This is a genomic window from Micromonospora sp. NPDC004704 (assembly GCF_053601675.1).
On record NZ_JBSGCD010000005.1, the window covers coordinates 285046 to 298458 of the forward strand.

14 protein-coding genes are annotated in these 13413 nt (G+C 73.1%); 9 read left to right on the plus strand and 5 right to left on the minus strand.

Translation table 11 applies throughout. The annotated features are described in order from the left end of the window. Positions 1 to 34: 34 nt before the first annotated feature. The gene (locus tag ACWEFB_RS09495; RefSeq protein WP_452283878.1) at positions 35 to 784 is read left to right on the plus strand and encodes a hypothetical protein; all 750 of its coding nucleotides are present in this window, start codon (positions 35 to 37) and stop codon (positions 782 to 784) included. Between the two features lie 60 nt (positions 785 to 844). Here ACWEFB_RS09495 and disA read toward each other — a convergent pair whose 3' ends face one another. From disA to ACWEFB_RS09515, 4 genes are all read right to left on the minus strand, one after another. Continuing rightward, on the minus strand, positions 845 to 2029 hold the full coding sequence (gene disA, locus ACWEFB_RS09500) for a DNA integrity scanning diadenylate cyclase DisA (protein WP_326562185.1): 1185 nt from the start codon (positions 2027 to 2029) through the stop codon (positions 845 to 847). Positions 2030 to 2193: 164 nt separating this feature from the next. Then, the gene (radA, locus tag ACWEFB_RS09505; RefSeq protein ID WP_326562186.1) at positions 2194 to 3633 is read right to left on the minus strand and encodes a DNA repair protein RadA; all 1440 of its coding nucleotides are present in this window, start codon (positions 3631 to 3633) and stop codon (positions 2194 to 2196) included. Positions 3634 to 3750: 117 nt separating this feature from the next. After that, entirely contained in the window at positions 3751 to 4500 is a 750-nt protein-coding gene (locus tag ACWEFB_RS09510; protein WP_452283881.1) for a hypothetical protein, read from the minus strand. A 152-nt stretch (positions 4501 to 4652) separates the two neighbouring features. Continuing rightward, positions 4653 to 5540: a UbiA family prenyltransferase gene (locus tag ACWEFB_RS09515; protein WP_452283883.1), complete on the minus strand. Its 888-nt coding sequence runs from the start codon at positions 5538 to 5540 to the stop codon at positions 4653 to 4655. Between ACWEFB_RS09515 and ACWEFB_RS09520 the strand changes: the two genes are divergently transcribed. From ACWEFB_RS09520 to ACWEFB_RS09535, 4 genes are all read left to right on the plus strand, one after another. After that, positions 5539 to 6384, plus strand: a complete 846-nt coding sequence (locus tag ACWEFB_RS09520; protein ID WP_452283885.1) for a methyltransferase domain-containing protein — start codon at positions 5539 to 5541, stop codon at positions 6382 to 6384. The genes ACWEFB_RS09515 and ACWEFB_RS09520 overlap by 2 nt on opposite strands. Before the next feature lie 65 nt (positions 6385 to 6449). Continuing rightward, positions 6450 to 7619, plus strand: a complete 1170-nt coding sequence (locus ACWEFB_RS09525; RefSeq protein ID WP_326562190.1) for an acyl-CoA dehydrogenase family protein — start codon at positions 6450 to 6452, stop codon at positions 7617 to 7619. Next, complete coding sequence (locus ACWEFB_RS09530) at positions 7613 to 8692, plus strand: type III polyketide synthase (RefSeq protein ID WP_452283887.1); 1080 nt, start codon at positions 7613 to 7615, stop codon at positions 8690 to 8692. The genes ACWEFB_RS09525 and ACWEFB_RS09530 overlap by 7 nt, the downstream gene beginning before the upstream one ends. After that, the gene (locus ACWEFB_RS09535) at positions 8686 to 9300 is read left to right on the plus strand and encodes a hypothetical protein (RefSeq protein WP_452283889.1); all 615 of its coding nucleotides are present in this window, start codon (positions 8686 to 8688) and stop codon (positions 9298 to 9300) included. The genes ACWEFB_RS09530 and ACWEFB_RS09535 overlap by 7 nt, the downstream gene beginning before the upstream one ends. Before the next feature lie 36 nt (positions 9301 to 9336). On the opposite strand, the gene ACWEFB_RS09540 is transcribed toward ACWEFB_RS09535, so the two are convergent. Then, positions 9337 to 10101 carry a hypothetical protein gene (locus ACWEFB_RS09540; RefSeq protein WP_326562193.1) on the minus strand — a complete coding sequence of 255 codons (765 nt, stop codon included), beginning with the start codon at positions 10099 to 10101 and terminating at the stop codon, positions 9337 to 9339. A 327-nt stretch (positions 10102 to 10428) separates the two neighbouring features. On the opposite strand from ACWEFB_RS09540, the gene ACWEFB_RS09545 reads away from it, so the two are divergent. From ACWEFB_RS09545 to ACWEFB_RS09560, 4 genes are all read left to right on the plus strand, one after another. Continuing rightward, positions 10429 to 10914, plus strand: coding sequence for a CarD family transcriptional regulator (locus ACWEFB_RS09545; RefSeq protein ID WP_121157498.1), 486 nt, complete (start codon positions 10429 to 10431; stop codon positions 10912 to 10914). A 66-nt stretch (positions 10915 to 10980) separates the two neighbouring features. After that, positions 10981 to 11685 carry a 2-C-methyl-D-erythritol 4-phosphate cytidylyltransferase gene (gene ispD, locus ACWEFB_RS09550; RefSeq protein ID WP_326562194.1) on the plus strand — a complete coding sequence of 235 codons (705 nt, stop codon included), beginning with the start codon at positions 10981 to 10983 and terminating at the stop codon, positions 11683 to 11685. Positions 11686 to 11720: 35 nt separating this feature from the next. Continuing rightward, the gene (gene ispF, locus ACWEFB_RS09555) at positions 11721 to 12194 is read left to right on the plus strand and encodes a 2-C-methyl-D-erythritol 2,4-cyclodiphosphate synthase (RefSeq protein ID WP_452283892.1); all 474 of its coding nucleotides are present in this window, start codon (positions 11721 to 11723) and stop codon (positions 12192 to 12194) included. A gap of 59 nt (positions 12195 to 12253) precedes the next feature. Continuing rightward, complete coding sequence (locus ACWEFB_RS09560; RefSeq protein WP_452283894.1) at positions 12254 to 13321, plus strand: tetratricopeptide repeat protein; 1068 nt, start codon at positions 12254 to 12256, stop codon at positions 13319 to 13321. Positions 13322 to 13413 lie beyond the last annotated feature (92 nt).

A 13413-nucleotide genomic window follows, 5' to 3' on the forward strand; every position in this document is an offset into this window, starting at 1 on the left:
TCCGCCGAGTGCACCCCGATACGGTGAACGCATCATGCGTTTGACGGTTGGCCCCCTGTCACCCGCCGTCTACTGGCGGCGTCGAGCCGTCGTGCTCGGCGCGGGTTTGCTCTTTCTCATCGTCGTGCTCTGGTCGTGCACCCAGCAGCCGGACAAGCCCGGTTCGAACGCGGCCAACACCACGCCGACGACACCGGCCGAGGTGCAGCCCACCTCGTCGGTACTCACCCCGGAGAGCGGTGCGCCCGCCTCGGATCCGGCGGTCGACCCGTCGGCCGGCGTCGACCCGGCAGCGGGGGACCCGCAGCAGCCGGCTGGCGGTGATCCGGCGGGCGGTGACCCGGTGGTCCCGCCGGCCGGGACGATTCCGGACGTGCCGCCGCCGGCCGCCGGTTCGTGCACCGACGAGGAGATCTCGGTGGTGCCGGTGCCGCTGGCCAAGTCGATCCGGCAGGGCGGGACGGTCGGCCTGCAACTCGAGGTCAAGAACACGTCGAACCGGACCTGTAGCCGCGACCTGGGCGCCGACCTCCAGGAACTGTTCATCAAGCGCGGTGCGGAGCGGGTCTGGTCCTCCGACACCTGCGGGGCGAAGGGCACCAGCGTGGTGTCGCTCGCACCGAACGTCAAACACACCTTCCAGGCCGACTGGAACGGCAACCGGGACACCAAGTGCAGCGGTGCCCTGGCGGCCGGGCCGGACGCGGAGGCCGGCGAGTATCAGATCTTCGCTCGGCTCGGCACCAAGCACAGCGACCCGGTGACGTTCACCATCACCAACTGAGCACCGGCTTCAGCAGGTACCGACCCTGGGTCGCCACTCACGCTGGGCGGCGGGCCGGGGTCAGACGTACCGCTCCAGGATGGACGCTTCGGCGAGCCGGGACAGACCTTCGCGTACGCCACGGGCCCGTGCGTCGCCGACCCCGTCGACCGCCTGGAGGTCCTCGACGGTGGCGCCGAGCAACTGCTGGAGGCTGCCGAAGTGACCGACCAGCCGGTCGACCACCGCGCCGGGCAGCCGGGGCACCTTGGCGAGCAGCCGGAAGCCGCGCGGGCTGACCGCCGCGTCCAGCGCGTCGGAGGCACCCGGGTAGCCGATCGCCTTCGCCACCGCGACCAGGTCGATCAGCTCGGTGGCGGTCAGCAGGTCGAGCTCGACCAGGGCCTCGTCGAGCGTACGGGCCTTGCGTCCGGTGGGCAGGTAGTCGCGGATCACCAGGGTCCGGTCGGCGTCGACACCGGCCATCAGCTCGTCCAGTTGCAGGGCGAGCAGGCGGCCGTCGGTGCCGAGTTCCACCACGTAACCGGCGATCTCGTCGGCGATCCGGCGCACCATCTCCAGCCGCTGCACCACGGCGACCGCGTCCCGTACGGTGACCAGGTCCTCGATCTCCAGGGCGGAGAGGGTGCCGGAGACCTCGTCGAGCCGCAGCTTGTAGCGCTCCAGGGTGGCGAGCGCCTGGTTGGCCCGGGACAGGATCGCGGCCGAGTCGTCCAGCACGTGCCGCTGGCCGTTGACGTAGAGGCTGATGATCCGCATGGACTGGCTGACCGAGATGACCGGGTACCCGGTCTGCCGGGCGACCCGTTCCGCGGTGCGGTGCCGGGTGCCGGACTCCTCGGTCGGGATCGACGGGTCGGGCATCAGGTGCACGGCCGCCCGGACGATCCGGGTGCCGTCGCTGGAGAGCACCACCGCACCGTCCATCTTGCACAGTTCGCGGACGCGGGTCGCGGAGAACTCGACGTCGAGCGGGAAGCCACCGGTGCAGAGGGTCTCGACGACCTTGTCGTAGCCGAGCACGATCAACGCGCCGGTACGGCCGCGCAGGATGCGCTCCAGTCCGTCGCGCAGGGCGGTGCCCGGCGCCATCAGCGCGAGATTGGCGCGCAGCGGGTCACCGGTGGTTCCGGGTACGTTCACGGTCACCCCCGCGCTGATGGTGCGTGCCAGTGAACCCACGGCGCTGCCGTTGGCCGGGGCACTCGCGCCAGCGCTTCTGCTCGCGTCGCGGTCGGTCGGCACCCGGACAGTCTACGGACCGGCATGCACTCGGTGCTGCCGCGGTTACTGTGATGTGCCACTGCGCCCGTTCCCTTCGCCGCGATCGGGGTCCGCGCCATTGCGGCGCCGACCATCCGGGGTTTCGTCACATTCGGTCGTACCAGGATTTATCAGGGACTTTCCGGTCACTCGGCCGACACCCGCGCGGCCTGCTGCAGGGCCGATCGTACGTCGGTGACCTCCAATACCCGCATGTTCTCCTGGCTCACTCCGGTCGATTCGGGTCCGCAGCCCTGCGGTACCAGGGCGAAGCGGAAGCCCAACCGGGCCGCTTCGGCCAGCCGCCGGGGCACCGCGCCGACCCGGCGGACCTCGCCGGTGAGGCCGACCTCCCCGATCGCCACCAGGTTCGGGGCGATGGCGAGGTTGAGCCCACCGGACGCGACGGCGAGCGCCACCGCCAGGTCGGCGGCCGGCTCGACCACCCGGATCCCGCCCACGGTGGCGGCGAAGACCTCCCGGTCGTGCAGGGTCAGTCGCTCCGTACGGCGTTGCAGCACGGCGAGCACCATGGCCAGCCGGGCCGAGTCGAGGCCGGAGACCGTACGCCGGGGCGAGCCGGCGACGGTGGCGCCGATCAGGGCCTGCACCTCGGTCAGCAGGGCCCGCCGCCCCTCCATCGCGACCGTCACACAGGTGCCGGGCACCGGCTCGGTGTAGCGGGTGAGGAACAGCCCGGACGGGTCGGCCAGGCTGCTGATCCCACCCTCGTGCATCTCGAAGCAGCCGACCTCGTCGGCGGCACCGAACCGGTTCTTCACCCCGCGCACCATCCGCAGGGAGGAGTGCTTGTCGCCCTCGAAGTGCAGCACCACGTCGACCAGGTGCTCCAGCACCCGTGGGCCGGCGACCTGGCCGTCCTTGGTGACGTGTCCCACCAGTACGACGGCGACGCCGCGTTCCTTGGCGACCGACACCAGGGCGGCGGTGACCGCCCGGACCTGGGTCACCCCGCCCGGCACCCCGTCGCTGGCCTGGGTGGCGATGGTCTGCACCGAGTCGAGCACCAGCAGGCCGGGCTTGACCGCGTCGAGGTGGCCGAGCACCGCCCCGAGGTCGTTCTCCGCGGCCAGGTAGAGCTGTTCGTGCAGGGTGCCCATCCGCTCGGCCCGCAACCGGACCTGGCTGACCGACTCCTCACCGCTGACGACCAGGGACGGGCTGCCGGCGACGGTGGCCCACTGCTGCGCCACGTCGAGCAGGAGGGTGGACTTGCCGACACCGGGCTCACCAGCGAGCAGCACCACCGCGCCGGGGACCAGGCCGCCGCCGAGGACCCGGTCCAGCTCGCCGATGCCGGTCGGTCGGGCCTTGGCCGGGGCGGCGCTGATGGTCGCGATCGGTCGGGCCGGCTCACCCGGCACGCGGGAGCTGACCACCCGGCCGGCGACCGTCGGTCCGGTGACGGTCTCGATCACCGCTCCCCACTCGCCGCACTCGGGGCACCGGCCGACCCACTTGGGCGGCTGGTGCCCGCAGGCGTCGCACTGGTAGGCGGGCCGGGGCTCACGGGCCGTGGCTCGGGAGCGCGTGGGGGTCGCGCGGGGAGCGGGGGGCGGGGTCACCCCGCGACGTTAGCCAATCCGTACGACGAAACGGGCCGGTCGTGGTCACTGCCACGCCGGCCCGGTTCGGAGATCTTGTGGTGCACCGGCCTTCGCCGGCCTCGCTGTTCGGTGAGATCAGCCCTCGTGGCCGTCGCCACCGACAATCGGGGTGGCCGGCGGGGCGGCCGTCAGCGGGATCGCGACCGGGGCGGGCGTCTGGATCTGCTGACCGCCGAAGTCGAAGACCAGTTCCACCGACTGTCCCGGCCGCAGCGCCTCGTGGAGCCCGGCGAGCTGCAGGAAGCTGCCGCTGGTGGGGCTCAGGACGACGTACTCGTGTGCCGGGATGTCGATCTTCGCCGGCTGGTTGATCGGCGCCTGGCTGGTCGCGGCGGCGCTCGGCGTGGGGGAACCGCTGGCGGCCCCCGACGGGCTGCCGCTGGGCGAACCCGACGGGCTGCCGCTCGGGGACCCGGACGGGCTCCCGCTGGGCGAGCCGGAGGGCGAGGCCGGCGCCGACGGCGAGGCACTCGACGCGCTGGGCTGCGGGCTCGGGGCGAGCTTGCCGCCGAGGACCACGCCCTGGGCGCTGGTGGTGGTGACCGACACCGTCACCGGTTTCGCCGAGTCGTTGTAGATGGTGACCTCGAGCGGCGCGTCCGAACCGGCCGGGTAGCCCTTGGTGTCCTTGTAGACGACCGCGAGGTTGCGCAGCTTGAAGGCATCGTCCGCCGTCTGGGTGTTCACTCCGGAGACGGTCGGCCGCATGGCCGCGGTCTCGGCGATCTGACCCGTCCCGCACCCGGAGAGCAGCAGAGCGGCAGCGATCGCCGCACCACCCAGCAGCAGTACGGCCCGCCGGGGTCGCCTGATCGAGCGCGTCACGTCGGTCCTCCTCGTTGCGATCCGCGCCCAGCTGACACCGGGCGCGGTGGCCATACCCGCGCAGACCGGCCTCCAGGGTAGTGGGGTGTCGTCCCGTCCCGTACGCCGACCCGGTTAACCGGTGCGTACGGCACTGACCAGCCAGAACCCGCCTACACCACCCGTCCGCTGGCAACCAGGAGCACCACGTCGATCACGGCCACCAGCATCACCGCCCGGAACACACCGATCGCCCGCTCGCCCCGACGGCCGGCCGAGCGGCTGGCGTACCAGCCGGAGGGAAGGACCACGGCGGCGGCCGCGATCGCCGCGAGCCCCGCCCACGACGGCGGTCCGGACGGGCCGAAGACGAGCACCGCGGTCGCGCTCAGCAGCAGTACGGCGGCGGCCACCCGCGAGCCGGCCGGGCCGATCCGGTGCGGCAGCCCGCGCACCCCGGTACGGGCGTCGTCGTCAAGATCCGGCAGCACGTTCGCGAAGTGTGCACCGGCGCCGAGCAGCGCTCCCGCCCCGACCAGCCAACCGGGCGGGGCGGGCGACCCCGGCAGGGCGAGTACGACAAACGCCGGCAGGGTGCCGAACGAGACCGCGTACGGCAGCACGGAGACCGGGGTGAACTTGAGCGGCCAGTTGTAGAGCAGGGCGGAGAGCAGCGCCACGCTGATCGCCACCGCCGCGGTCGGGTTGAGCAGCAGACCCAGCGCCGGGGTGGCGAGCGCGGCGGCGAGCCCGCACAGCAGCACCAGGCGGCGGTCGAGCGTCCCGTTGGCCAGGGGCTTGTCGGTCCGGCCGACGGCGGCGTCCCGGTCCGCGTCGAGCCGGTCGTTGAGCCAGCCGACCGCCAGTTGGGTCGCCAGCACGGTCGCGGCCACCGCCACGATGCCGCCGGGCCGGTGTCCGACCCCCCAGGCGAGCAGCGCCGACACGCCGGTCACGGCGACCGCCGGCTCGGGGTGACTCGCCCGGACCAGCCCCAACACCATTTGCGACATAGAAGAAGTCTGTTCGTTACCGGCGAGTCGTGCCAGGCTCAACGCCATGGCGAGTGAGGATCCCGAGGTGGGCGACGTCGAGACGGCGCGTGCCGGGATCCCGGTCCGGCCGCGTAATGATCCACGACAGTACGACGATCTGGCCGACGAGTGGTGGCGGCCGGATGGTGTCTTCGCGATGCTGCACTGGCTGGCGCAGGCACGGGCACAACTGGTTCCGACGGCGACCCGCGCCGGGGCGGTTCTGGTCGACATGGGCTGCGGTGCCGGTCTGCTCGCCCCGCACGTGGCCGGGCACGGTTACCGGCACGTCGGGGTGGACCTGACTCGTTCGGCGCTCGCCCAGGCGGCCGGGCACGGTGTGGTCACGGTCAACGGCGACGCCACCGCGCTGCCGCTGAGGGACCGGTGCGCCGACGTGGTGGCAGCGGGTGAGCTGCTGGAACACGTACCGGACTGGCGGGCGGCGGTGGCCGAGGCGTGTCGGGTGCTCCGTCCGGGCGGGACGCTGGTGCTGGACACGCTCAACGACACGGCGATCAGCCGGCTGGTGGCGGTGACGCTCGCGGAGCGGGTGCGCGGGGTGCCCCGGGGGATCCACGACCCCCGGTTGTTCGTCGACGCGCGGGCGCTGGTCGCCGAGTGCGCCCGGCACGGCGTGGCGCTGCGGCTGCGCGGGATCCGTCCCGCGGTGCCGGGCCTGCTGCGCTGGCTGGCCCACCAGTCGGCCAACGGCGCCGGCACGGCGGTCGGACGGTCGGTCGGAGGTGCGGTCGATCGCGGGGGCGGCGGCGTGATCGGGCGGGTGGGCCGGGGCTGGGGTACGGCCCGGATCGTGCCGACCCGCTCGACCGCGGTCCTCTACCAGGGCCGCGGGGTGAAGAACGGGTAGGTGTTCGGAGCACGGGTGGGCAGGCGGTAGCCGGCGGTACGGGTGACGTGCAGGAGGGGGCAGGTATGGCGGTGGACGCGCTCGGAGCCGCGCGCCGGTTGGCGCCACGGTTGGCCGCGCGAGCGGCCGAGCATGACCGCGAGGGCACGTTTCCCGTTGAGGATTTCGTGGATCTCCGGGATGCGGGCCTGTTCGGGCTGATGGTGCCGGCGACGCTGGGCGGCATGGGCGCCCGCTTCGCCGAGTACGCCGCGGTCGCCACCGAACTCGGCCGGGGCAACGGTGCGACCGCACTGGTGTTCAACATGCACGCGTCGGTGACCGGTGCGCTCGGCGCGGTGACCGAGGAACTCGCCGAGGCGCTCGGCGTACCGGACGAGGCGTTGGCGGCGCGGGACCGGCTGCTGGCCGAGGCGGCGGCCGGAGCCTGGTACGGAGTCGCGATGAGCGAACGGGGTGCCGGGGCCCGGCTGTCCCAACTCTCCACGGTGTACGAGCCGGTGGACGGCGGTTTCCACATCAAGGGCGCGAAGACGTTCTGCTCCGGTGCCGGGCACGCGGACGCGTACCTGGTCGCGGCCCGGAGCGTGGCCGACCAGTCGGTGGTGTCGCAGTTCCTGGTGCCGGCGTCGGTGGACGGGCTGCGGGTCGAGCCGACCTGGGATTCGCTCGGCATGCGCGCGACCGCCTCGCACGACCTGCACCTGGACGTGACGGTGCCGGCGGACCGCCTGCTCGGCGGGGTCGAGGGCCTGGCCCTGGTGGTGGCCCAGTTGATGCCGCACTGGCTGGTGGCGAGTTACGCGGCGGTCTACGTGGGGGTGGCCCGGGCGGCGGTGGACGCGGCGGTCGCGCACGTCAACGCCCGCAACCTGGGCGAGCTGCCGGCGATCCGGGCCCGGATCGGTCGGGCGGACGCGGCGGTGGCCGCGGCCGAGCTGGTGGTGGCGGAGGCGGCCCGCCGGGTGGATTCCGAGCCCGGTGACGCGGACACCAACCGCTGGGTGTGGCGGGCCAAGCTGCTCGCCGGGACCACGGCGGCGGAGGTGGCCGCGTCGATGCTGGAGGCGGCGGGGACCTCCGCGACCCGGCGGGGCCATCCGCTGGAACGGCTGTACCGCGACGCCCGCTGCGGCTCGCTGCATCCGGCGACCTCCGACGTCTGCGCCGACTGGCTCGGTGTGGCGGCGATCGGCGGGGACCCGGACCGGGACGGGTCGGCACCCCGATGGTGAGCGGCGGCGGTACGAGCGGGTTGCCGGTGATCGCCGGCCTGGGGGTCGCCCTGCCGGCCCGGGCGACGCAGAGCGACCTCTGGACGGGGTTCTTCGCCGAGCACTTCGGCGGTACGACCCGCGCCCTGGCCGAGCGGATCTTCGCGAACTCGGGGGTGGTGACCCGGCAGGCGGCGGTGAACCCGCTGCTGGAGGACGTCTCGACCTGGCCGACCGAGCGGCGGATGCGCCGTTACCTGGTGGAGGCGTTGCCGCTGGGCAAGGAGGCGGTCGGCCGGGCGTTGACCGACGCCGGGCTCGCCGCCGGTGACGTGGGCCTGTTCGCGGTCTGTTCCTGCACCGGGTACGTCACCCCGGGCCTGGACATCCTGCTGGCCCGGGACATGGGCATGTCCACCGCGACCCAGCGGCTGTTCATCGGGCACATGGGCTGTTACGCGGCGCTGCCCGGGCTCGGCGCGGTGAGTGACTTCGTGGCCGCCCGTGGGCGGCCGGCGCTGCTGCTCTGCGCCGAGCTGACCAGCCTGCACATCCAACCGTCGTCGGCCCGGGTGGACACCCAGCAGATCGTCTCGCACGCGCTCTTCTCGGACGCGGCGGTGGCCACGGTGCTCGTCCCGGCCGGGCGCCCCGGGTACGCGGTCCGCGAGGTTGTCGCGGTGACGGACACGTCGACGGCCGACCACATGACCTGGGACGTCACCGACACCGGATTCCGGATGGGGCTGTCCCCGAGGGTGCCGCAGGTGCTCGCGGTGCACGTCCGTGCCCTGGTGGAGGACCTGCTGGCCCGGCACGGGCTGGCCATCGCCGACGTGGACGGGTGGGCGGTGCATCCGGGTGGTCCGCGGATCCTGAGCGTGGTGGAGCGGGAGCTGGGCCTGGGTCCGGAGGCGCTGGCGGACTCCAGGGCGACCCTGGCCGAGCACGGGAACTGCTCGTCGCCCACGGTGTTGCTGATCCTCGACCGGCTGCGGTCCATGCCCGTGCCGCCGCGCCTGGTGGTGATGCTCGCGTTCGGCCCCGGTCTCACCCTGTACGCGACCCTGCTCGAGTTCTCCGCGCCGTGCTGACCGGCACAACCGGCGGCACGACCGCCGACCCGACCAGCGCCGACCCGACCAGCGGTGGCAGGAGCGCCGTACCGGCGAGGGGTGACCGGGGTACCGGTCTCCTGCTGGCCCTGGGAACGGCGGCGGTGCTGGCGGTCGGGGGCTGGTGGTGGGTTGCCGCAGCGCCCGCGCCGGCCGTGTCGGTCGCCGAACCGCCGGTCGTACCGCAGGTGGTGCCGTCGGTGGGGCCGTCCGACCTGTTCTTCCTGATCGATCCGGAGACCGGGGAGGTGGTGGTGCCCGACGCCGGCAACGTGCTGCCGGAGTTCCCCGGGACGGTGCGACGGGACCTGTTCTCGGTGCACGAGGGGACCAGCACCGACTGGCCGGTCCCGGTCGAGCCCGGTGGGCGCTACCTGTTGCAGTACGTCTGCACCGGTCCGGGCGAGCTGACCATCAGGGTCGACGGCATCCGTACGGGGAAGACCGAGACGGCGCTGGTCTGCGGGGACGGGTTCACCAGTACCGAGGTGACCGCGGCCGACGCGCGGATGGTCATCCAGGTGTCCCGATCGCGCCCGCAGCCGGGACGGGCCGAGGTGGCGATCCAGTTGCTCGCCCTGTCCTGACCCGCTCCGGGCAGGGCGAACCCACCGGGGTCGGCCTCAGCGTCGGGTGAGTACGGGCAGGTTCGCCTGGTAGTCGGCGGGCGAGGTCAGCGTGGGCAGGACCCGGACGATCTCGCCGAAACGGTCGACCAGTACGGCCGTCGCGACGCCGGGTTGTGGTTCCACCTGGATGGCGCCGCGCAGTTCGGCGGCCGGGTCGGCCAGCGCGCGCAGCGGTGCACCGCCCACCGGTGGCGCGCTCGGCAGCGGGCTGGGTTGGGACCGGCCGCTGGTCACCACGACCACCGTGACCCCGGCGGGTGCCGCCGAGGCTGCGGCGCGTACCTGGTCGGCGCAGGCGCAACTGTCGGTGAGCAGGATGACCGCGGGGAGGAGCCCGCGCAGGGCGACCGGGGCGGCGTTCGAGTCGACCAGGTCGAGCGCGGGCAGGGTGGCGAGGGCGGGCAGCGTACGGCCGGGGCTGCCGCCGGTGCTGGTGCGCGGGGCGGCGGGTTGGCGTTGCTGGCCGGGCCAGACGACGGCGAAGAGGCTGCCGAGCGCGGCGATCAGCGCCAGCGGCATGATCAGCAGGGTGAGCCGGACCGCGCTGAGGCGGCGGGTGGAGCCGAGTCCGAGGCGTCGCCGCCAGGTCGACCGCCGGGCCCGCTGGCGCAGCTCACGGCGGACCAGTGCCGCCTCGGCGGCCAGTTCGGCGGGGTCGTCGGGGATGACGATCGGACCCCAGTCCGGCGGCAGGTCGGGCAGGCCGTCCGGCGGTCCGCCGTTTTCCGGCCAACCCTCGCTGTTTCCCGGCGTGCCCATCGTGCCCCCTGGCCGGTCACGTGATAATGGATCGGGCTCCTCGTCCAGCGTCCCGTACGGGGGCCCTTACCGCTAGTCTCCGGCGCCCCCTAAGGGGGAGAGATATGATTGAACCACCGGAACGCCCTACATCCGATTCTTCCGACTAGCCTCGCCGGCCGGTGATCCGGAGGTTACGGAGCGTGGTGGAACTCGTGGTCTGGCGGCCTGTCAAGCGGAAGAAAGACCTCTCACAGGGCCTCTGAGCTGCGCTAATGGTCAGGACTGAGGTGGGACATCGGTGCCTGAGCGTGTTACCCTAGACACAGCGAAAGGGGTTTCGAACCTATGGTTTTCAGTGTCGGCGAGACCGTTGTTTACCCCCACCACGGGGCCGCACTCATCGAGGCAATCGAGACTCGGGTCATCAAGGGCGAGCCAAAGCAGTACCTCGTCCTCAGGGTCGCTCAGGGTGACCTGACGGTCCGGGTGCCCGCTGAGAATGCCGAGATCGTCGGCGTCCGCGAAGTGGTTGGCGAAGAGGGCCTGGGCAAGGTCTTCGATGTCCTCCGGGCTCCTCACACGGAGGAACCGACCAACTGGTCGCGGCGTTACAAGGCGAATCTGGAAAAGCTGGCTTCCGGAAACCCCCTGAAGGTGGCGGAGGTTGTTCGCGACCTTTGGCGCCGGGAGCGGGAGCGGGGCCTGTCGGCGGGCGAGAAGCGGATGCTCGCCAAGGCCCGCGACATCCTGGTCGGCGAGGTCGCGCTCGCCGAGAAGAGCACCAAGGACGAGGCGGAGAACCTCCTCGACAAGGTGCTCACCGAGGCGTAACACCCGAGCAGGGATGATCCGCCTGAATCCCTCTCATGGATTCGCAGAGAAGACGAGGACCGCGACGTGACCGCGCAGCTCAATCCGCGCGGTGACGTCGCGGTCCTCGTTCCTGCGGCGGGTGCCGGCGTACGACTGGGGCCCGGCGCTCCGAAGGCGCTCCGGCTGCTCGCCGGGGAGCCGCTGCTGGTGCACGCGGTTCGTCGGATCGCGAGTGCGCCTTCCGTACACACGATCGTGGTTGCCGCGCCGCCCGCCGAGGTCGAGTCGGTGCGCCGGCTGCTGGCACCGATCGCCGAACTGACCGTGGTTGTCGGTGGCGCCACCCGACAGGCATCGGTCGCCGCCGCCCTGGCCGCCGTACCGGACGGGCCGTCGATCGTGCTGGTGCACGACGCGGCGCGGGCACTAATCCCACCGGTGCTGGTCGAGTCGGTCGCGGCGACGATCCGGGCCGGGCACGACGCCGCCATCCCGGTGCTCCCGGTGATCGACACGGTCAAGGAGGTCGACGCCGAGGGTCTGGTGCTCGGGACCGTGGACCGGTCCGCGTTGCGGGCCGTACAGACCCCGCAGGGCTTCCGCCGGGAGGTGCTGGCCGCCGCGCACGCCGCCGCCGTCGACTCGCTCACCGACGATGCCGGGCTGGTGGAGAAGCAGGGCGTACGCGTCACCTGCGTGCCCGGATCCCCGTACGCCATGAAGATCACCCAGCCGTTCGACCTGGCCCTGGCGGAGCACCTGTTGCAGAGCCAGCCGGGCGCCGCCTGACCGGTCCCGGTCCGGCCGATCGGTACCCTGTCCCGGTGATCGTTCCCCGGGTCGGCATCGGCACCGACGTACACGCCTTCGAAGCTGGCCGGGCCTGCTGGGTGGCGGGCCTGCACTGGCCCGGCGTCGACGGGCTGGCCGGGCACTCCGACGGTGACGTGGCCGCACACGCCGCCTGCGACGCGCTGCTCTCCGCCGCCATGCTGGGCGACCTCGGCGCCAACTTCGGCACCGACCGGCCCGAGTGGGCAGGCGCGGCCGGGGTGGTCCTGCTCGCCGAGACCGCCCGCCGGGTACGGGCCGCCGGTTTCGAGATCGGCAACGTGTCGATCCAGGTGATCGGCGTACGGCCGAAGATCGGTCCCCGGCGCGACGAGGCCCAGCGGGTGCTGGCCGAGGCGGTCAGCGCCCCGGTGTCGGTCTCCGGTACCACCACCGACGGCCTCGGGCTGACCGGCCGGGCCGAGGGGCTGGCCGGGCTCGCGGTGGCCCTGATCCACTCCCGTTGACGGTCCCGGCCATCCATTCCCGCCGAGGCGTGTTCGTCCGGCCCGTCTAGGCTCGGGCGGTGTCCAGCGACGCCGCACCCGAACAGCACGCCTCCGCCGACGACTACCTTCAGCGGGCCGACCTCATGGCCGAACTCGGCCGGTACGACGACGCCGTGGCCGAATTGGGCTACGCCATCACCCTCGACCAGGCGAGCGTACGGGCGTGGACGATGCTCGCCCGAGTCCAGTTGGCGGCGGAACGCCCCGAGGAGGCGCTGACCGCCGCCGACACCGCGGTTGCCGTGTCCACCGCGACGGCGGCCGTACCCGGTGCCGCACCGGACTGGGCGGCCCCACTGGTCGCCCGGGGGCTGGCCCTGGTCGACCTGCGCCGGTTCAAGGAGGCCGCCGAGGTCGCCGACGAGCTGCTGCGCCGGGGACCCGCGGACGCGTACGCCCAGCGCAGCGCCGCCGCGATCCTGGCCGATGCGCGCAACGGCCAGCCGGCGCTGAACGCGGCCTGGCGTGGGGTCGAGCTGGCCCCCCGCGAGGCGCAGGCGCACCTCGTCCTCGGCATGGTCGCCGCCCGGCTGAACCTGTTCGACATCGCCGAGCGGGCCTACCGGGAGGCGTTGGACCTCGATCCGGAGCTGGCCGAGGCCCGCAACGACGTGGGGCAGAGCCGCCTGGAGCGGCGCCGGTACGTGTGGGCGCTGGAGGAGGTGGCCGCCACCGTCGCGGTCACCCCGGTACGCACGAACAGCCCCCGATCGGTCGGCGAGAGCCTGCTCCGGCTGGTCCTCTACGGGGCCGGTTACTCGATCGTGGCGGCGGTGCTGGTGGCGTTCATGGCCACCGGCAGCGGTGGCGGGTCGAGGGTCTGGGCGGCGCTGCTGGCGATCGTCGGCGGGGTGCTGCTGTGGCGGTTCGCCTCGGCCGTGCCCGGCCTGGTCCGGACGATCCTGCCCGAGCTGCTGCCCCGGGACCGGACCCTGGCCCTGGCGGTGTACGCGTCCCTGGCCGCGCCCGCGCTGATCCTGCTCTACGCCCTGGTCGGCTCCCCGTGGCCGCTGGTCCTGGCCATCGCCGCCGCCTCGGTGGCGGAACTGGCGGTGCTGCGCCGCTACGGTCCTGCCCCGAGCTGAGGCTCAGCCGCCGGGGCCGGCGCCCCTTCGGTGCTGCCGAGACCCGCACCCTTTCAGGGAAAGCGTGCCCACTCCCGCGCGGACGGGCACGC